The 18268-nt window shown below is 68.7% G+C and carries 18 protein-coding genes and 1 riboswitch; of the genes, 16 read left to right on the top strand and 2 right to left on the bottom strand.

The genetic code is table 11. The features are described from left to right. Window positions 1-44: 44 nt before the first annotated feature. From B7Y64_RS06650 to B7Y64_RS06575, 16 genes are all read left to right on the top strand, one after another. Window positions 45-1430, top strand: a complete 1386-nt coding sequence (locus B7Y64_RS06650; protein WP_291328571.1) for a cobyrinate a,c-diamide synthase — start codon at window positions 45-47, stop codon at window positions 1428-1430. A gap of 2 nt (window positions 1431-1432) precedes the next feature. Continuing rightward, window positions 1433-2032 (top strand): bifunctional adenosylcobinamide kinase/adenosylcobinamide-phosphate guanylyltransferase, encoded by a 600-nt coding sequence (locus B7Y64_RS06645; protein WP_291323872.1) that lies wholly within the window; start codon window positions 1433-1435, stop codon window positions 2030-2032. After that, window positions 2029-2931 carry an ABC transporter substrate-binding protein gene (locus B7Y64_RS06640; protein WP_291323845.1) on the top strand — a complete coding sequence of 301 codons (903 nt, stop codon included), beginning with the start codon at window positions 2029-2031 and terminating at the stop codon, window positions 2929-2931. Before B7Y64_RS06645 ends, B7Y64_RS06640 begins: the two co-directional genes overlap by 4 nt. Further along, a complete protein-coding gene (locus tag B7Y64_RS06635) occupies window positions 2928-3962 on the top strand; it encodes an iron ABC transporter permease (RefSeq protein WP_291323844.1) in 1035 nt (344 codons plus the stop codon). Before B7Y64_RS06640 ends, B7Y64_RS06635 begins: the two co-directional genes overlap by 4 nt. Further along, window positions 3959-4768, top strand: coding sequence for an ABC transporter ATP-binding protein (locus tag B7Y64_RS06630; RefSeq protein ID WP_291323843.1), 810 nt, complete (start codon window positions 3959-3961; stop codon window positions 4766-4768). Before B7Y64_RS06635 ends, B7Y64_RS06630 begins: the two co-directional genes overlap by 4 nt. Then, window positions 4765-5232: a hypothetical protein gene (locus tag B7Y64_RS06625; RefSeq protein ID WP_111866892.1), complete on the top strand. Its 468-nt coding sequence runs from the start codon at window positions 4765-4767 to the stop codon at window positions 5230-5232. Before B7Y64_RS06630 ends, B7Y64_RS06625 begins: the two co-directional genes overlap by 4 nt. Then, window positions 5229-5594, top strand: a complete 366-nt coding sequence (locus tag B7Y64_RS06620; protein WP_291323842.1) for a DUF2149 domain-containing protein — start codon at window positions 5229-5231, stop codon at window positions 5592-5594. Before B7Y64_RS06625 ends, B7Y64_RS06620 begins: the two co-directional genes overlap by 4 nt. Further along, window positions 5591-9778: a cobaltochelatase subunit CobN gene (gene cobN / locus B7Y64_RS06615; RefSeq protein ID WP_291328569.1), complete on the top strand. Its 4188-nt coding sequence runs from the start codon at window positions 5591-5593 to the stop codon at window positions 9776-9778. Before B7Y64_RS06620 ends, cobN begins: the two co-directional genes overlap by 4 nt. Before the next feature lie 29 nt (window positions 9779-9807). Next, a complete protein-coding gene (gene cobO / locus B7Y64_RS06610) occupies window positions 9808-10377 on the top strand; it encodes a cob(I)yrinic acid a,c-diamide adenosyltransferase (RefSeq protein ID WP_291323840.1) in 570 nt (189 codons plus the stop codon). Window positions 10378-10408: 31 nt separating this feature from the next. After that, window positions 10409-11392: an adenosylcobinamide-phosphate synthase CbiB gene (gene cbiB / locus B7Y64_RS06605; RefSeq protein WP_291323871.1), complete on the top strand. Its 984-nt coding sequence runs from the start codon at window positions 10409-10411 to the stop codon at window positions 11390-11392. Continuing rightward, a complete protein-coding gene (locus B7Y64_RS06600; RefSeq protein WP_291323839.1) occupies window positions 11389-12459 on the top strand; it encodes an aminotransferase class I/II-fold pyridoxal phosphate-dependent enzyme in 1071 nt (356 codons plus the stop codon). The genes cbiB and B7Y64_RS06600 overlap by 4 nt, the downstream gene beginning before the upstream one ends. 38 nt (window positions 12460-12497) lie before the next feature. Then, window positions 12498-13976 carry a cobyric acid synthase gene (locus tag B7Y64_RS06595; protein ID WP_291323870.1) on the top strand — a complete coding sequence of 493 codons (1479 nt, stop codon included), beginning with the start codon at window positions 12498-12500 and terminating at the stop codon, window positions 13974-13976. Window positions 13977-13997: 21 nt separating this feature from the next. Further along, a riboswitch (cobalamin riboswitch) is annotated at window positions 13998-14189 on the top strand. Window positions 14190-14234: 45 nt separating this feature from the next. Then, on the top strand, window positions 14235-14999 hold the full coding sequence (gene bluB / locus B7Y64_RS06590) for a 5,6-dimethylbenzimidazole synthase (protein WP_291323838.1): 765 nt from the start codon (window positions 14235-14237) through the stop codon (window positions 14997-14999). A 107-nt stretch (window positions 15000-15106) separates the two neighbouring features. Further along, window positions 15107-16177 carry a nicotinate-nucleotide--dimethylbenzimidazole phosphoribosyltransferase gene (cobT, locus tag B7Y64_RS06585; protein ID WP_291323837.1) on the top strand — a complete coding sequence of 357 codons (1071 nt, stop codon included), beginning with the start codon at window positions 15107-15109 and terminating at the stop codon, window positions 16175-16177. Window positions 16178-16260: 83 nt separating this feature from the next. Then, the gene (locus tag B7Y64_RS06580; RefSeq protein WP_024815411.1) at window positions 16261-16485 is read left to right on the top strand and encodes an AbrB/MazE/SpoVT family DNA-binding domain-containing protein; all 225 of its coding nucleotides are present in this window, start codon (window positions 16261-16263) and stop codon (window positions 16483-16485) included. Then, on the top strand, window positions 16482-16880 hold the full coding sequence (locus B7Y64_RS06575) for a type II toxin-antitoxin system death-on-curing family toxin (protein ID WP_291323836.1): 399 nt from the start codon (window positions 16482-16484) through the stop codon (window positions 16878-16880). Before B7Y64_RS06580 ends, B7Y64_RS06575 begins: the two co-directional genes overlap by 4 nt. A gap of 144 nt (window positions 16881-17024) precedes the next feature. On the opposite strand, the gene B7Y64_RS06570 is transcribed toward B7Y64_RS06575, so the two are convergent. Next, a complete protein-coding gene (locus B7Y64_RS06570) occupies window positions 17025-17708 on the bottom strand; it encodes a GGDEF domain-containing protein (RefSeq protein WP_291323835.1) in 684 nt (227 codons plus the stop codon). Next, window positions 17663-18154 carry a hypothetical protein gene (locus B7Y64_RS06565; protein WP_291323834.1) on the bottom strand — a complete coding sequence of 164 codons (492 nt, stop codon included), beginning with the start codon at window positions 18152-18154 and terminating at the stop codon, window positions 17663-17665. The genes B7Y64_RS06570 and B7Y64_RS06565 overlap by 46 nt, the downstream gene beginning before the upstream one ends. Window positions 18155-18268: the final 114 nt, after the last annotated feature.

Below are 18268 nucleotides of genomic sequence, written 5' to 3'. Positions count from 1 at the left end.
CGGCCCGGCGCGGCGGCTCAGTCTCTGGTCGGTACGCGCTCAGCATGACTCCACCTTCATCGGCCCGCTGCCCGGCGCTGCTGGTCGCCGCACCCGCGTCCGGCCAGGGCAAGACCACCGTTACGGCGGCCCTTGCGCGGCTGCATGCGCGCAGGGGACTTCAGGTGCGGGTGTTCAAGTGCGGGCCCGACTTTCTGGACCCGCACTGGCACCAGCTTGCCAGCGGGGCCCCGGTGCACCAGCTCGACCTGTGGATGACGGGCGAAGCCGACTGCGCCCGGCGCCTGCATGCGGCGGCGCAAGAGGCTGACCTCATCCTTATCGAAGGCGTCATGGGCCTGTTCGATGGCGACCCGAGTGCGGCCGATCTGGCCCAGCGCTTCGGTGTGCCGGTGCTGGCGGTGGTGGATGCGTCCGCCATGGCTGGCACCTTTGGTGCACTGGCGTTTGGCTTGCGGCACTACCGCCCGGGTTTGCCCTGGGCGGGCGTGCTGGCCAACCGCGTGGGCAGCGCACGCCATGCCGACATGCTGCAGGCTGGCTTGCGCGAGCCCCAGGATTGGCTGGGTGCCCTGATGCGGGTGACCTTGAAAGCTGATGTGGGCGTTGATGTGGGCGCTGCCCGTGCTGCCGGGGCCTTGCTGCCCGAGCGGCACCTGGGCCTGGTGGCGGCGCACGAGCTGCTGGACAGCCAGCAGCGCCTGGATGCCGCTGCCGACGCGCTGGCGGCCACGCCGCTGGGGCAGATGACGGCCCAGGACCTGCAACGCTGGGCGGTGGATTTCCCCGCGCCCGCGCACACGGCTGCCGTGCCCGCCTTGCTGGCGGGCCGCACGGTGGCCGTGGCGCGCGATGCCGCGTTCTGCTTCATCTACGCCGCCAACGTGCAGTGCCTCACGCAGATGGGCGCGCGCGTGGTATTTTTTTCGCCCCTGCACGACGCGGCGCTGCCCCACTGCGATGCCGTGTGGTTGCCCGGTGGCTACCCCGAGCTGCACACCGCGCAGATCGTCGCCAACACCGGCATGCAGGCCAGCCTGTGTGCGCATGTGGCCGCAGGCAAGGCCCTGTGGGCCGAGTGTGGCGGCATGATGGCGCTGTTTGAATCCATCACCCTGGCTGACGGCAGCACGGCTCCGCTGTGGGGACTGCTGCCCGGCCAGGTGACCATGCAAAAGCGCCTGGCAGCGCTGGGGCCGCAGCAACTGGCCGTGGCGGGGCATACCCTGCGTGGCCACACGTTTCACTATTCGACCTGCGACAGCAGCGCCACCGTGGTGGCCCGCACGGCCCGGCCGGGTGAAGTGCCCGCGCCGGATGCTGGCGAGGCGCTGTACCAGCAGGGCAGCATCCACGCCAGCTACTTTCACGCGTGGTTTCCTTCCAGCCCCGAGGCGGTGGCCCACCTGATGGGCGGAGTGCCCCTATGACCATGCCGCACGCAGCCATCACCACCGAACTCATCCTGGGTGGCCAGAAAAGCGGCAAGTCGCGCCGCGCCGAGCTGCTGGCGCGCGACTGGCTGGCGCAATCGGGCGAGCACCGCGCCGTGCTCATCGCCACGGGGGAAGCATGGGACGACGAAATGCGCGAGCGCATCGCCCGCCACCAGCGCGACCGTGCCCTGCGTGTGCCCGGCCTGCAAACCGTGGAAGAGCCGCGCGATCTGGCTGCTGCCGTGGCGCGCCTGAGCACGGCGCACACCCTGGTGGTAGTGGACTGCCTTACGCTGTGGCTCACCCACTGGACGATGCCTGTGGGTGCCGAAGGCATGAATTTCGAGCAAAAACAGGCTCTTGCGCTTGACTGGAAAGCGCAAGCAGCTATGTTTTTGGAAGCAGTTCGGCAATCCACAGGCCCCGTGGTTCTGGTGGGCAACGAAATCGGCCTGGGGGTCATCCCGCTCGGGCGAGAGGTGCGCGCCTTTGTCGATGCCCTGGGCACCCTGAACCAGCAGGTGGCCCAGGTGTGCCCCCGCGTCACCCTCATGGCAGCGGGGCTGCCGTTGACTTTGAAAGAAACCTGTTCATGAAACCGACCCCCGTGCGCCGCATCCTGTGGGTGATTGCGATCCTTATTGCTCTGGGCTTGCTCATGGCCGGGCTGGCGCAGGCGCAGCCGGTGCAAATCACGGATGACCGGGGCCGCGCGGTGGTGCTGCCGCGTTCGCCCCAGCGCATCGTGAGCCTGCTGCCCTCGCTGACCGAAAGCGTGTGTGAATTGGAGCAGTGCCACCGTCTCGTTGGGGTGGACCGCTATTCCAACTGGCCCGACGCGGTGGTGGGCAAGCTGCCTAAGGTGGGCGGCGGGCTGGACCCGAGCATCGAGGCCATCGTGGCCCTCAAGCCCGATGTGGTGCTGTTGTCCGTCAGCTCACGCGCCAGCGACCGGCTGGAGGCGTTGGGTCTCACCGTCGTGGCGCTGGAGCCCAAGACGCATGCCGACGTGCGCCGCGTGCTGGGCGTTGTGAGCGATTTACTGGGCGTGCCCCGCGCGCAGGGCTCCGACCGCCTCTGGCGCGTGATCGATGCGGGTGTGCAGGCGGCGGCGCAGTCGCTGCCACCCAAGGCCAAAAATGCGCGCGTGTACTTCGAGGTGAGCCGCGGGCCCTATGCGGCGGGCGAATCGTCGTTCATCGGCGAGTCCCTGGCACGGCTGGGGGTGCGCAATGTGGTGCCCGCATCGCTCGGGCCTTTTCCCCGTCTGAACCCCGAGTTTGTGGTGCGCGCCAACCCCGACATCATCATGATCGGCAACCGCAGCATGCAGGCCATGGTGCCGTACCCGGGCTGGGCCAGCATGCGCGCCATCCGTGAGAACCGGCTGTGCGTGTTTGGCCCCGGCGATTCCGACGTGGTGGTACGCCCCGGCCCGCGCATGGCCGAGGCCGCCCGCATCATGGCGCGCTGCCTGGCGGACAAAGCGCCATGACCGATCTCGCCGTAACTCTGCCATCGGGCTCGGCCAGCCGCCGAGCCACCTGGTGTGGTGCCTGTCTGTTGCTGGCCAGCGCTGTGCTGGCCGTGTGTGGCGCCAGCGTGGGCAGCACGGGTTTCGACAGCGTGCTGCGCATGCACGGCGACCCGGTGGCCTGGCAGATCGTGTGGGACATCCGCTTGCCGCGCACACTGGGCGCCTGGCTGGCGGGCGCGCTGCTGGGCCTGTCGGGCGCGGTGGCGCAGGGGCTGTTTCGCAACCCGCTGGCCGACCCGTACCTGCTGGGCAGCGCTTCGGGCGCGGCGCTGGGCGGGGCGGTGGCCATGGCCCTGTTTGGTGTGTCGCCGGTGGCGGCGCAGTGGCTGGCGCGCATTGGCATCACGGGCATGGCATTTCTGGGTGCGGCGGGCGCCGTGGTTCTTACGCTGCTGTTGGCCAAAGGCGTGCAACACACGCTGCGCCTGCTGCTGGCGGGCGTGATCGTGGGTGTGGTGCTGAGCGCCCTGCGCGACCTGGTGGAGCTGGCCTCGCCCGACATCCTGCAGGCCATGCAGGCCTTCACGCTGGGCAGCACGGCTTTTGTCGGCTGGATGGCCTGCGTGCTGATGGCAGGGGCCTTTGTTGTGTGTTCGGTGGTGGCATGGATGCTGGCCCGCGCGCTCGACGGCCTGACGCTGGGCGAGGCCACCGCCGCCAGCCTGGGTCTGCCGCTCGCGCCCATGCGCGCCGGGCTGGTGGCGGCCATGGCGCTGGCCACGGGCACGGCCGTGGCGCAGACCGGGTTGATTGCTTTTGTGGGGCTGGCGGCGCCGCACCTGGTGCGGTCCATCGTGCGCGTGACGCACGAGCGGCACATCGTGCTCTCCAGCCTGATGGGCGCGGTGCTGCTGCTGGCGGCCGACATCCTGGCACGCTGGCTGCTGGCGCCGCAGGAGCTGCCGGTGGGCGTGCTCACGGCGGCCCTGGGCGGTACCTACCTGCTGTGGCTTATGCACCGGCGCACATCGCAAGGTGGTGCACTATGAATTCAATAGCTATCAGCGCTTGCCAGATAAGCGCCAGCATCGGAAATCATTTGATATTGCAGGGCGTTGACCTGCAACTGCCCGCCGGGCGCTGGACCAGCATCGTCGGGCCCAATGGCGCCGGCAAGTCCACGCTGCTGAAGGTGCTGGCGGGCCTGTTACCCGGCGCTTCGGTGCAGGGCGAGGTGCAGTTGCTCGGGCGGCCACTGGCGCAGATCCCCGCACGCGAACGTGCCCGGCAACTCGCCTGGCTGGGGCAGAACGAAGGCTCGGCCGACGACCTCTCCAGCTACGACGTGGCCATGCTGGGCCGCCTGCCGCACCAGGCCTGGCTGGCCTCGCCCAGCGCGGCCGACCATGCCGCCGTCGAGCAGGCGCTGCGCACCACGCAGGCCTGGGACTGGCGCCACAGGCCGCTGTCGCAGCTGTCGGGCGGTGAGCGCCAGCGCGTGCTGCTGGCCCGCGCCCTGGCCGTGCAGGCGCAGGTGCTGCTGATGGACGAGCCCCTGGCCAACCTCGATCCACCCCATCAGACCGATTGGCTGCACACCATGCGCGCGCTGGTCGATGCGGGCGGCACGGTGGTCAGCGTACTGCACGAGGTGTCGCTCGCGCTGCAGGCCGACGACATGGTGGTGATGGCGGCAGGCCGCGTGCTGCACCAGGGCGCCTGCGGCGCACCCGACACCCACGCTGCGCTGGAGCAGGTGTTTGACCACCGCATCCATGTGCGGCATCTCGATGGCATGTGGATGGCGCTGCCATCGATACACCGTCACAACAAGACCAGGGAAATAGACGCATGAACATCGAATCGGGTTTTTCGCAGGTTGCGCAGTCGTTGTTGTGGCCCGTGCTGGTGCTGGTGGGGCTGGCGTTTGTCTACGCGCTGTGGGTGGGCGGCGCTACGCTCATGGAGGCCTGGCAACGCTGGCGCCAGCCACAGTACCGCTCGCTGGGTGCGGCGCCCCATCTGTCGATGGAGGAGTTGGAGCTGCAACTGGTGCGCCAGGTGGAGCCCGTGCGCCTGCTCAGCCGCCTCTCGCCCATGCTGGGGCTGATCGCCACGATGATCCCGCTGGGCCCCGCGCTGCAAAGCGTGGCGGCGGGCAACGGGCAGCAGGCCCTGGCCGTGTTCAGCGGCGCCTTTGCCGGCGTGGTGCTGGCGCTGGCTGCCGCGTCGGTGGGGCTGGTGGTGTACTCGGTGCGCCGTCGCTGGCTGCTGGCGGAGCTGCTGGTGGTGCGCAAGGAGCGCGGGGTGGCGCAATGACGTTGAAGCACCTGAGTGTCCTGGCCGAGGACGACGACGACCCGATGCTGTCCGCCGTGAACCTGGTGGACGTGTTCCTGGTGCTGGTGGTGGCGCTGCTCACGGCCGTGGCCGTGCAGAGCCAGACCAGCGCCAACGAAAGCGTCACCATCATCCGCAACGCGGGTCAGCCCGACATGGAAGTGGTGGTGCGCGAGCAGGGCAAGGAAGTGCGCTTCAAGGGCGCTGGCAGCGCAGCGCAAGGGCAGGGCGTGCGTGCGGGCGTGGCCTACCAGCTCGAAGACGGCAACATCGTCTACATCCCTGAAACGCGCGCTGTGTCAGCCCCTGAAGCGGCCGGTGGACCATCCGCCCAGCCATGAACGCGCTCATCTTGCGCGCGGCATTGTGGTGCCTGCTGCTGGCTGCGCCGCAGGTGCATGCCGTCCAGGCTGGCACAGCCGATCGCGCCGATAAGGCTGCGCCCGTGTTGCTGTGGCTCACCTCCGATATCACCACCGCCACGCGCACGGCGATGGTGCAGCGCCTGGCCACCGAGGCGGGCCTGGGCTTTGCGCACATCGACTACCCGCTCGCGGGCCCGGCGGTGCTGGATGCGGCGGATGCCCGGAAGCTGCAGCGCGCGCTGGCGGGCGCTGCGCTGGTGTGGGTAGACGCGCCGCATGCCAGCGTGGAGGCACGCCTGCGCCGCATGGCAGGGGCGCAGCTCGATGCCCATGCGACACGTTCCCCCGGCCGCCTGGTCTGGGTGCCCGCCGGAGTGCCCGCAACCGACATGGCTGCGCTCGAAGCGCCAGCCCGCATGGCGGCTTACCTGCAGGCCGGCGGCCCGCGCAACCTGCAGAGCGCCATCGCCCTGGCGCGTGCCACCGTGGCGGGTGTTGCCATGCCCGCCTTGCCCGCGCCCGAGATCCTGCCCGCCCGTGGCATCTACCACCCCGACGCCCCCCGCCTGTTGCCCCATGCCTCAGCGCTGGAGGCATGGCGCCAGGGCCAGCCCGCGCTGCGCAGCCTGCCCGCCGTGGCCGTGCTGGTGCACCGCCACCATTTTGTGGATGGCAGCACCGGATGGCTCGACGCCTGGCTGCGCACCTTCCGCCAGCAGGGCCTGTTCGCCTATGCCGCCTTTGGCCAGCAGGTCACGGCGCAGACGCTGGCCGAGGTGCTGGAGCTGACCCCCGAGAGCGGCACCGGCCCGGGCCGCCTGCATGCCTCGGCCCTGGTGCTGCACCAGCTCGTGCCCCAGGCCGCCGCACTGCAGCCGCTGCTGGCGCGCTGGGGCGTGCCCCTGCTGAGCACGCAGCCTTACCGTGCGGGCGATGCGGCGGCGTGGGAGGCCAGCGACACGGGCCTGTCGCTGTCCGACGTGCCGTTTTACCTGGCGCAGCCCGAAGCGGCCGGCGCCATCGACCCGGTCCTGGTGGCCGCCCACGGTGCCGAGGGGCAAGAATTTCGACTCATTGAGCGCCAGGCGCAGGCCGTGGCCGCCAAGGCGCGGCGCCTGATCGCGCTGCAGACCAAGCCTGCCGCCGACAAGCGCCTGGTGGCCATGGTCTACAACTACCCGCCGGGCGGCACCAACTTTGGCGCCTCGTTTCTCAACGTGCCGCGCAGTCTGGAGCAGGTGTCCAGCGGCCTGGCCCAGGCGGGTTACCGCACGCAGCGCGTGCCCGAGCAGGGCTGGATTGATGGGCTCAAGCCGCTGCTCGCTGCCTACTACCCCGGCGCCGATGTGCGCGCGCTGCTGCAAAGCGGCCAGGCCGCCGCGCTGCCACTGGCGCGTTATGAGCAGCACCTGGCCACCTTGCCAAAGGCCGTGCGCGAGCGCATGAACGCGCACTGGGGCGCACCCGCAAAAAGCCGTTACGTGGTCGATTGGCAGGGCGAAAAAGTGTTTGCGATCCCGCGCCTGCAGGTGGGCCAGCTGGCCGTGCTGCCCCAGCCGCCGCGCGAGGAAACCCTGCGCCTGGGCCAGAACCCCTTCATGCACAAATCCAAGGCGCCGCTGTCGCACCACTACCTGGCCGTGTACCTGTGGGCGCAGCTGGAGGCCGACGCGCTGATCCACTTTGGCACCCACGGCACGCAGGAATGGGCGGGTGGCAAGGCGCGTGCGCTGGATGTGCACGACGACGCGCTGCTGCCGCTCGGTGACCTGCCCGTGGTCTACCCCTACATCGTGGACAACCTGGGCGAGGCCCTCACGGCCAAGCGCCGGGGCCGCGCCGTGCTGGTGAGTCACCGCACGCCGGTGTTTGCGCCGGCCGGCTTTGCGGCGCGCATGGCCCACATGCACGAGGTGATGCACGAATGGGAAACCGTGGACGAAGGCCCCACGCGCCGCGCGCTCGAAAAGCAGCTGGTGGCGCAGTTCGTGGAGCACCAGCTGCACCGCGACCTGGGCTGGAGCGCCGAGCGCATCGCGGCCGATTTCCACGGCTTCCTCGAAATCCTGCACCCCTACCTGGACCAGCTCGCGCAAAGCTCGCAACCCAAGGGCCTGGCTGTGTTCGGCCGCGTGCCCGCGCCCGAGCAGCGGCGCGAAACCATCCTGCAGGCGCTGCGCAAGCCGCTGATCGAGGCGCTGGGCGAGGACATCGACGAAGCCTTTCTCATCCAGCACGATGCGGTGCGGACCGCGCGCCCCGCGCGCTGGCTGGAGGTGGCATTGAAGGACGCCGAGGCTGCGAGTGTGCTCGACCTGCGCCCCGCGCTGCCGGCGCAGGCGGCATCCGACGTGGTGCGCGCCGAAGACCATGTGCCCAACCGCGCAGCGCGCCAGCCGATCGACACCCCCGCGTTGCTGCAGCTGGCCCGGCGCGCGCAAGAGCTGGAGCGCCTGCTCGCCACCGAGGGCGAGCTGCCCGGCCTGCTGGCCGCGCTGGAGGGCCGCTACCTGCCCGCTGCCTACGGTGGCGACCCCATCCGCAACCCCGACAGTCTGCCCACGGGCCGCAACCTCACGGGGCTGGACCCGAGCCGCCTGCCCACGCGCCAGGCCTATGCCGTGGCCCAGACGCTGTTCAACGACTGGTTCAAGGACTACCAGGCGCGCCACGGCGGCCAGGCGCCGCAGCGCATGGCGCTGTCGCTGTGGGCGGGCGAGACGCTGCGCCACCAGGGCATCATGGAAGCACAGGCGCTGGTGGCCTTGGGCATGCGTCCGGTGTGGGACGATGCCGGCCGCCCGGTGCGCGTGGAAACCATTCCCGCCGATGAACTCAAGCGCCCGCGCGTCGATGTGCTCATGAGCATCACCGGCTCGTACCGCGACCAGTTCCCCGCGCTCATGGCGCTGCTGGACCGCGCCGTGGCCCAGGCCGCCACGGCCGAGCCCGGCAACGTGATCGCACGCAATACCGAGCAGATCGGCCAGGAGCTGCGCAAGCAAGGCGTGCCCCGCGCACAGGCAGAGCAACTGGCACGCGTGCGGTCGTTCGGCAATGCGGTGGGCGACTACGGCACTGGCCTGTCGGACGCGGCGCAGAGCGATGGCCTGCAAACCAACGATGCGCGTCTGGGCCAGATGTTCCTCGAACGCATGAGCCAGCCGTATCTGGACGGCGAACCCGTGACAGGCGTGGCGGGTGCGAGGGCTGCGCAGGCCCTCGGTGCCCACCTGCGCCGGACCGATGCAGCCATCCTCTCGCGCAGCTCGCACCTGTACGCCATGGTCAGTTCGGACGACCCGTTCCAGTACCTGGGCGGCCTCTCGGCCGCCGCCCGCGTGGCCGGCCGGCCGCAGGGGCTGGAGCTGCACGTGGCACAGCTGCAGGACGTGGCCGAGCCCACCACCGAGACGGCACAGCGCGCCATCGCGCTGGAGATGCAGTCGCGCTACCTGCACCCCGGCTGGCTGCAGGCGCAGAAGGCCGAGGGCTATTCGGGCACGCTGCAGGTGCTCAAGGCTGTGCAGTTCGCCTGGGGCTGGCAGGCCGTGGCACCCGACACGGTGCGCAGTGACCACTGGCAGAGCTTTTACGACGTGCTGGTGCGCGACAAGCACCAGCTGGGCCTGCCCGAATGGCTCAAGGAACATCCACAGGCCTACGCCCAGTCGCTGGAGCGCCTGGTGCAGGCGCAGCGCCAGGGCTATTGGCAGGCCGATACCGACACGCAAAAACAGCTCGCGCAGATGTACCAGGAGCTGACGCGCGCCGCGCCGCTGGCGGCCGAGCTGCCCAGCGTGCGCCGCTGGGTGGAGCAGGCCGCGCAGGGCACCGCTTCTGTGCCGACCGGTATGGCCGTGGCGGCGCCGCAGTCGCCCGCAGCTGCGTTGGCGCAGCCTGTGCCCCCATCCGCCGATCTGCCTGCACCACCGCCCCAGGCCAACACTCCACCCGACGCGCCCGCGGTGCCCACGATGGGCGTGCTGCTGGAGCGCCAGCCCGAGCATGAAGCCGCGGTGACCGAAACCACATTGCTGGAGCGCATGGCGGGCATCGTGGCGCTGCTGGCCATGGCCCTTGTGGTGCTCGCTGGCGCTGCCTGGCAGGCCCGTCGCCCATCTTCCCTGTCCCCACCGTCGCAATTGGCCGCGATGTGACGCCTTACCACTCTGAAAGAATGAACGCCATGGAAATTGAAACACCTCCCACCGAGAAGCGCTACGAAAAACCCGAAGGCGAACGCCGTGGCCTCATCATCGTCAACACCGGCGACGGCAAGGGCAAAAGCACGGCCGCCTTTGGCCTGGCGCTGCGCGCGCACGGCCGGGGCAAGGCCGTGAAGATTTTCCAGTTCATGAAGGTGCCCACCGCACGCTTTGGAGAGCACCGCATGTTCGAGCAGATTGGCCTGCCCATCGAGGGGCTGGGCGACGGCTTCAGCTGGAAAAGCAAAGACCTGGAGCACTCAGCCCAGCTGGCGCGCGACGGCTGGGAGAAGGCGCGCGCCGCCATCCTGTCGGGCGAGCACTTTCTGGTGGTGCTCGATGAGATCACCTACCCGCTGATCTACGGCTGGCTGCCGCTGGACGGCGTGATGCAGACCCTGCGCGAGCGGCCCAAGGACGTGCATGTGTGCCTCACCGGCCGCCGCTGCCCGCCCGAGATCATCGAACTGGCCGACACCGTGACCGAAATGCAGATGGTCAAGCACGCGTTCAAGGCGGGCATTCCCGCGCAGCGCGGCATTGAGGACTAGTCAGGCTGCCGTGTCCGACCACTGGCTTTTATTGCTCACACCCGCAGGGGGCTGGCCCCAATTGGCGGTGTGGATCGGCGTGCCGCTGCTGGCGCTGGCGGTGGACTGGTGGTTGGGTGAGCCACCCGCCGCCTGGCACCCTGTGGTCTGGATGGGGCGGGCGCTGCAGTGGTGGGGCGACCGGCTGGCGCCCACGGCCCCCGTCGCTGACGATTTGAAGGCTTTTTGGCGCTCAGCGCTTGTCTGGCTTGCACTGGCAGCTATTGTTTTGGTAGTGGCTTGGGGGGCACAACATCTGGTGCTGATGCTGCACGGCTTTGTGGCGGCTGCCTTGCTGGCGTTGCTGCTCAAGCCGCTGCTGGCCTGGCGCATGTTGCACGACGAGGTGCTGGCGGTGGAGGTGGCGCTGGGTCAGTCGCTGCCCGCCGGGCGCGCGCAACTGGCCCGGCTGGTGAGCCGTGATGTAAGCGCGCTCACCGCCGTACAGGTGCGCGAATCGGCCATCGAGTCGCTGGCCGAGAACCTGAATGATTCCGTGGTGGCGCCGCTCTTTTGGTTTGCGCTGCTGGGCCTGCCGGGCGCTGCGCTGTACCGCTTTGCCAATACGGCCGATGCCATGTGGGGCTACCCCGGCATGCGCGGCGGGCGCTACTGGCAATGGGCGGGCAAGTGGGCGGCGCGGGCGGACGACGTGCTGTCGTGGGTGCCAGCCCGCATCACCGCCCTGTTGCTGGCGGTGGTCGCCAGGGGCCTGCCGTTTTCCACGCTGGCCCGCCAGGCGCGCAAGACGCCATCCCCCAACAGCGGCTGGCCCATGGCGGCCATGGCGCTGGCGTTGAACGTGCGCCTGGCCAAGCCCGGTGTGTACACGCTGCACAGCAAGGGCCGCAGGGCGGGGCCTCTGGATACGCGGCGTGCCGCGCGCCTGGGCACGCAGGTGGTGCTGGCGATGGTGCCCGTGGTGGCGGGCCTGCAACTGCTGGTGCTGGTGGGGGTTGCCTGGGCGCACGCATGACCTCCCCAAGTTGTTTCTCCACGCCCGTGCCATTGCACGGTGGGCCGGATGCTGCGGGCGTTCCGGTGTTTGATTTCTCGACCAACAGCAACGCTTGTGGCCCGTGCCCCGAGGCACTGCACGCCGTGCAGTCGGCCGATGCCACGCGCTACCCCGACCCGGCCTACACGGCGCTGCGCGAGGGTTTGGGTGCTTTTCATGGCGTGACCCCGGCGCGCATCGTGCTGGCGGCCAGTGCCAGCGAGTTCATTCACCGCATGACCGCCCTGGCCGCACAGCAAGGCGCGGTGCAGGTGGCAGTGCCGCCGCACAGCTATGGCGACTATGCCCAGGCTGCGCAAGTGCGCGGGCTCGATGTTGTGCGGGGAGGTGGTGCTGCGGCGGGTTTGCAATGGGCGTGCGAGCCATCCAGTCCGCTGGGTCGGGCAGATCCTGCGGTGCGCACATGGCAGGACGGCAGCACCGTCGCTGCGCTGCGCGTGCTCGACTGCGCTTATGCACCACTGCGGCTGGACGAGGAGGGTGCCTGGGCTGGATCGCCATCGCCGCACCTGCCATCGGCCTGCTGGCAGCTGTGGACGCCTAACAAGGCCATGGGGCTGACGGGCGTGCGTGCGGCCTATGCGGTGGCGCCAGCAGATGCCGATGAGCGGGTCGATGTTTTGAACGCCATGGCTCCCTCGTGGCCCGTGGGGGCACATGGGGTGGCTTTGCTGCATGCGTGGATGCAGCCCGCGGTGCAGCAGTGGCTTTTGCACAGCCTTGGTCGACTGCGCGACTGGAAAGCCCGCCAGCATGGGCTGTGTGCCGACATGGGTTGGCAGGTGCAGCCGGGCAGCCTGGCCAACTACTTTTGCGCACGACCCGATGGCTTCGCCCAGTCAAAAGCCTTTTTGCAAATACTCCCCGGCTTGCGCAGCGCTGGCATCAAGCTGCGCGATTGCACCTCGTTCGGCTTGCCTGGCGTGGTGCGCCTGGGTGTGCTGCCACCTGCTTCGCAGGACGCCCTGGCTGCCGCGTGGCGCGGGATTCAGGTGACCCTTCCCCATCAGAAAGACATGGCATGACAACGACTTTTCTGGGGCGCCCCCTGGCCCGCTGCGTCATGGTGCTGGGCACCACCAGCGGCGCTGGCAAAAGCTGGCTCACCACCGCGCTGTGCCGTCACTACGCCCGTCAGGGCCTCAAGGTGGCGCCCTTCAAGGCGCAGAACATGAGCAACAACGCGCGTGTGGTCGAGGGCGTTGGGGGCGAAGGCGAGGGAGCAGGCGCCATGAGCGCTTGGGGTGAGATCGGCAGTGCGCAGTACTTCCAGGCCCTGGCCGCGCGCGCTGTGCCTGATGTGCGCATGAACCCGCTGCTGCTCAAGCCCGAGGCCGACACGCACAGCCAGGTGGTGTTGATGGGCCAGGTAAGCGCAGAGCTGACAGCCATGCCCTGGCGCGGCCGCAGTGAAAAGGTTTGGCCGCAGATCGCGACAGCGCTCGATGCGCTGCGCGCCGAAAACGACGTGGTGGTGATCGAAGGCGCGGGTTCGCCTGCCGAGATCAATCTGCACGCCAGCGACATCGTCAACATGCGCGTGGCGCGCCATGCGCAGGCGCGTTGCCTGCTGGTGACCGACATCGACCGGGGTGGTGCCTTCGCCCACCTCTACGGCACCTGGGCGCTGCTGCCCGAAGACGAGCGTGCGCTGATTGCAGGCTTTGTGCTCAACAAGTTTCGGGGCGATGCTGCCTTACTGGCGCCCGCGCCGCAAATGCTGCAAGCGCTGACCGGCGTGCCTACCGTGGCCACCATACCGATGTGGTGGCAGCACGGCCTGCCCGAAGAAGACGGCGTCTTTGACGACCGCACGCTGACCGCCGGTGCCGTGCACACCACGGTGGCCGTAGTTGCCTACCCGCGCATCAGCAACCTCGATGAATACCAGCCGCTCAAGAACGTGCCCGGCCTGCGCCTGCAGTGGGTGCGCAGCCCGGCCGACGTGGCGGGGCTGCGGCCCAACGACTGGATTGTGCTGCCGGGCTCCAAGGCCACAGCCGCCGATCTGGCCTGGCTGCGCGCGCAGGGGCTGGACCAGTCCATCGCCGCGCACGCGGGGCAGGGCGGCACCGTGCTGGGCGTGTGCGGTGGCCTGCAGATGCTGGGCGAGGCGCTGATCGACCCCGAGGGCATCGACGGCAACGGCCCCGGCCTGGGCCTGCTGCCGCTGGTCACCGTGTTCGAGCCCGCCAAGACCGTGCGGCGCACGGCTGCGCAGTTTGGCCCGCTGGCGGGCGCCTGGGCGCCGCTCTCGGGCGTGGCTGCCTGCGGCTACGAAATCCACCACGGCCAGACGGCCCAGCACCCCGCCATGGCAGCCAAGGGCGACGTGGCACGCGAGGTCATGCCCGGCATCGCCTGGCAGAACCCGGCGGGCAATGTGCTGGGCGTGTACCTGCACGGCCTGTTCGAGGATGCCGCCGTGCTGCACGCCCTGTTTGGCGCCCAGGCGCCCACGCTGGAGACCGTGTTCGACGGCCTGGCCGATGGCGTGGCCCGGCACTTCGACCCGGGCGTGCTGGACGCGCTGATCGCGTAAGCGTTGCGAACAGGGCGGCTGCTATCATCCCGCCCCTCAGGTGCCCGATGCTTCAATAGCATCGGGAGAATCGGGAAGGCGGTGCAAATCCGCCGCGTGCCCAACGCTGTAAGGACGATGCCCCCCACGTGTGCCACTGGCTGCCAAGCCGGGAAGGTGTGCCAAGGCAGACGACTCCAAGCCAGAAGACCGGCCTGAGCCATTTTTGGCGCTGCAAGGCCGGGCAGCGCTGCCACTATTCACGCACAGGGGACTGCCATGAATACCAGCGCAGTGGCGCAAGCCACGCCCAGCGCGCACGCCTTCACGCAAGAAGCGCGCGACGCCATCTACCACGCCATCTTTTCACGCCGCGATGTGCGCGGGCAGTTTTTGCCCACGCCCGTGCCTGATGAGGTTCTGAGCCGCATCCTCACCGCCGCGCACCACGCGCCCTCGGTAGGCTTCATGCAGCCCTGGAACTTTCTTGTGGTGCAGTCGCCCGAGACCAAGCGCCGCGTGCACGACGCCTTCGCCAAGGCCCACGCCGAGGCCGCGGGCATGTTCGCGGGCGACAGGCGCGCCGTGTACCAAAAGCTCAAGCTCGAAGGCATCGTGGAGTCGCCCATCGGTATCTGCATCACCTGCGACCGCGAGCGCACCGGCCCGGTGGTGGTGGGGCGCACCCACATGAAGACCATGGACCTGTACAGCAGCGTCTGCGCCGTGCAAAACCTGTGGCTGGCTGCGCGCGCCGAAGGGTTGGGCGTGGGCTGGGTCAGCATCTTCCACCAGGCCGACCTGCAAGAGGCGCTGGGCATTCCCAAGGGCATCACCCCCATCGCCTACCTGTGCGTGGGCTACGTGAGCCACTTCTACGACAAGCCCGAGCTGGAAACCGCCGGATGGCTGCCGCGCCTGCCCATGGAAGACCTCGTGTACTTCGAGCAATGGGGCCAGCGCGACGACCAGCAGCCGCTCATCGCCCACCTGCAGCGCGACCAGGCGGCAGCGCAGCGCAGTCGCCAGACCACCCCCGCATAAAGCTGCGTCGGTGCACGGGGCTTGCCCGCCGCACCACCACCATCACACGACGCGCAGTCCCGTACGTAAAGACCGCGCCCAACCCTTCTTGAAAGTTGAACCACACCATGACCGCCCCACTGCCTCTTCTTGCCGACATCGCCGACCCGCAGCTCACCCAGGCCCTGCAGCACAAGCTGGACCACAAGACCAAGCCCCTGGGCTCGCTGGGTCGCCTGGAGCCGCTTGCGCTGCGCATCGGACAGATTCTGGGCACCGACTCGCCCCGGCTGGAGCAGCCGCAAATGGTCGTCTTCGCCGGCGACCACGGCCTGGCCGCGCGCGGCGTCTCGGCTTTCCCCAGCGACGTGACCTGGCAGATGGTCGAAAACTTCCTCGCCGGCGGCGCCGCCGTGAGCGTGCTGGCGCGCCAGCACGGCCTGGCGCTCACCGTGGTGGACTGCGGCGTGGCGCGCGACTTTGCGCCGCGCGCTGCCGTGCCTGGCCAGCCCCAGCTGCTGGTGCGCAAGGTGGCAGCGGGAACGCAAGACGCGTCCACCGGCCCCGCCATGACGGCCGCGCAATGTGCCCAGGCGCTGGAAAACGGCATGGATGTGGTGCGTGGTTTGCCCGGCAACGCGCTGCTGCTGGGAGAAATGGGCATTGGCAACACCTCGGTGGCGTCGCTGTTGCTGTCGCGCCTGTGCGGCGTGTCGCTGCAGGACTGCACTGGCGCTGGCACCGGCCTGGACGCGACCGGGGTGGCCCGCAAACGCGCCATACTGGCGCAGGCGCTGGCGGCCAATGAAGGCGCGGTCAACCCGCTCGACGCACTGGCCGCGCTGGGCGGCTTCGAGGTGGCCACGCTGGTGGGCGCCGTGCTGCAGGCTGCGTCAGAGCGCCGTGTGATCGTGGTCGATGGCTTCATCACCAGCGCCGCCGTGCTGGTGGCTGCCCGCCTGCAGCCCCACGTGCTGCAGCGCTGCGTGTTCGCCCACGGCTCGGCCGAGCCCGGCCACGCGCATATGCTGGCGCACTTGCTGCCTGGCCAACAGCCCCAACCGCTGCTCGACCTGGGCCTGCGCCTGGGCGAAGGCTCGGGCGCGGCCCTGGCCTGGCCGCTGTTGCAATCGGCTTGTGCCGTGTTGCGCGAGATGGCCAGCTTTGAGGCGGCGGGGGTGGCAACGCAGTCGGTGTGAGCGGTGTGAGGCATGAGGCGCGCACGGTTTTGACGCTGTGCCGCACTCGCGTTAGTATTACAGACGTTATTACGAAAGCGACCATGCACACCCTCAAACTTACCCAGATCGGCAACTCGGTCGGCGCCATCTTTCCCAAAGAGTTGCTGGCGCGCCTGCAGCTCGAAAAAGGTGACGAGCTGTACGTCACCGAAACCCCCGACGGCCTGCGCATCACCACGCACAACCCTGAATTTGAAGCGCAGATGCGCGTGGCGCGCGAGATCATGAAAGAGCGCCGCGCCGTTTTGCACGAGCTGGCCAAATGACGCGCGAATGGGTCTGGCTGGACCGCGCCGTCATCCTTGCCATCCACGATATGCAACTGGCTGAACACGGCGGCGGCGCGGGTGTGCGCGATGCCGGCTTGCTCGACTCGGCGCTGGGCAAGCCCCTGCACCTGCAGGCCTACGGCGAGCCGCCCCCTGACGCGGCTGCGCTGGCCGCCTCGTATGGCTACGGGATCTCTCGCAACCATCCATTTATCGACGGCAACAAGCGCACCGGCTTTGTGGCGGCTGAGCTGTTTTTGCGCCTCAATGGACTGGCGCTGCACGCCGACGACGCGTCGTGCGTGCTGACGATGCTCGCCGTCGCCGCAGGCGACATGCCAGAAGAAGAGCTTGCCGCGTGGCTGCGCGCGCACACTGCGGCGCGGGCATGAGTTGATTTGAAAATTTAAGCTATTTAGGCCTCTGGCGCTTATATGGTAAGCGCTAGTAGCTATCAATAGCATAGCTAGCGGGGTGGCTGCCATGGTGTGCGCGTGTGCGTGGCGCGCCAGGCGGTGCTCCCAAATGGCAGCTGATCAACCAACGCAGGTCTGGTTGCGCCCCTGTTCCTTGGCTTGGTAAAGGGCGGCGTCGGCGCGCGATAGCATGGCGTCCAGGGTGTCCGCCGGGCCGTGCCAGCTGGTCACCCCGATGCTGAGCTGGCAATCGAGCGGGTGGCCGGCCTGCAGCAGGGCATGGATGCGTTGCGCCACACTGCGGGCGGCAGGCGCATCGGTGTCGGGCAACAAGACCAGAAACTCTTCGCCTCCATAGCGACCCAGCCGGTCTTCGCCGCGCAAGGCAGCTGCCGTGCAGGCCGCGAAATGCACCAGCACCGCATCACCGTGCTGATGGCCCTGCGTGTCGTTCACCATCTTGAAGTTGTCCAGGTCCAGCATCATGATCGACGGCCCGTGGCCATAGCGGCGGGCGCGGTCCAGTTCTACCTGGCACGCCAGCATGACGGCGCGGCGGTTCAAGGCCTGGGTGAGCGAGTCGTGCGTGGCCAGATGCTCCAGCTCGGTGCGCAGCCGGTCGGTGGCCAGCAAGATGGCGCCAATGGACAGCATCAGCACCGTGAGCACATAGGCGCCGATGTACACCGTCTGGAAAAGCGAAGGTTCCATGATGTCGCTGCCCGCCCGGCCCATCAGCACCGAGACAAACCGCGTGCTCAGCACCAGGATGTGCGTCGCCAGTACCACCTGGACCAGGCGCATGGGAAAGCTCTTGCCCCATGCCGCCACAGAAAGCGCAGGTGCGAGCCATACAGCACGGTCATCAGCAATGTGAAGGAGGCGATGCGCAGCGTGTAGCTCGGCGCAACATAGGTCATCCACATAAATGCCAGTGTGGACGCGGCCAATACGCCGCCCCACACGGACCATCCCCCTCCATGCCCCAGAAACCGGCGGCTGCCGAGGTAGTAGACCGTTGCGCCCAGCAGCAGTGCCTGGTTGACCATCACCATGGTCAGGAAATCGGGCAGTTTGCCCCGCGCGCTGAAGAGCACGGTGGAGACCAGCCAGAGCACCGGGGCCGCAGCCCAATAGTCCAGCCCGCGGATATGGGGCGGGTAATTGCGCCGCATGAGCAAAAGCACCACCGCCATCATGGCGGACATCAGGCCGCCCATGGCGATGAGGGAGCGCGGATCGAGTTGCATCTTCCGGCGGAGGCTGAGGCGGGCTGCGGTGTAAGAAAGTGTTTCGTTCAGTATAGACAGCATGCACCTTTAGGGCGAACGAATTTATGCAGTGGCTGCTGGCTGCTGGCAGGT

The sequence above is a fragment of the Acidovorax sp. 35-64-16 genome (assembly GCF_002281195.1).
Taxonomy (GTDB): Bacteria; Pseudomonadota; Gammaproteobacteria; order Burkholderiales; family Burkholderiaceae_C; genus Acidovorax; species Acidovorax defluvii.
This window is presented reverse-complemented; position numbering and strand designations above follow the sequence as displayed.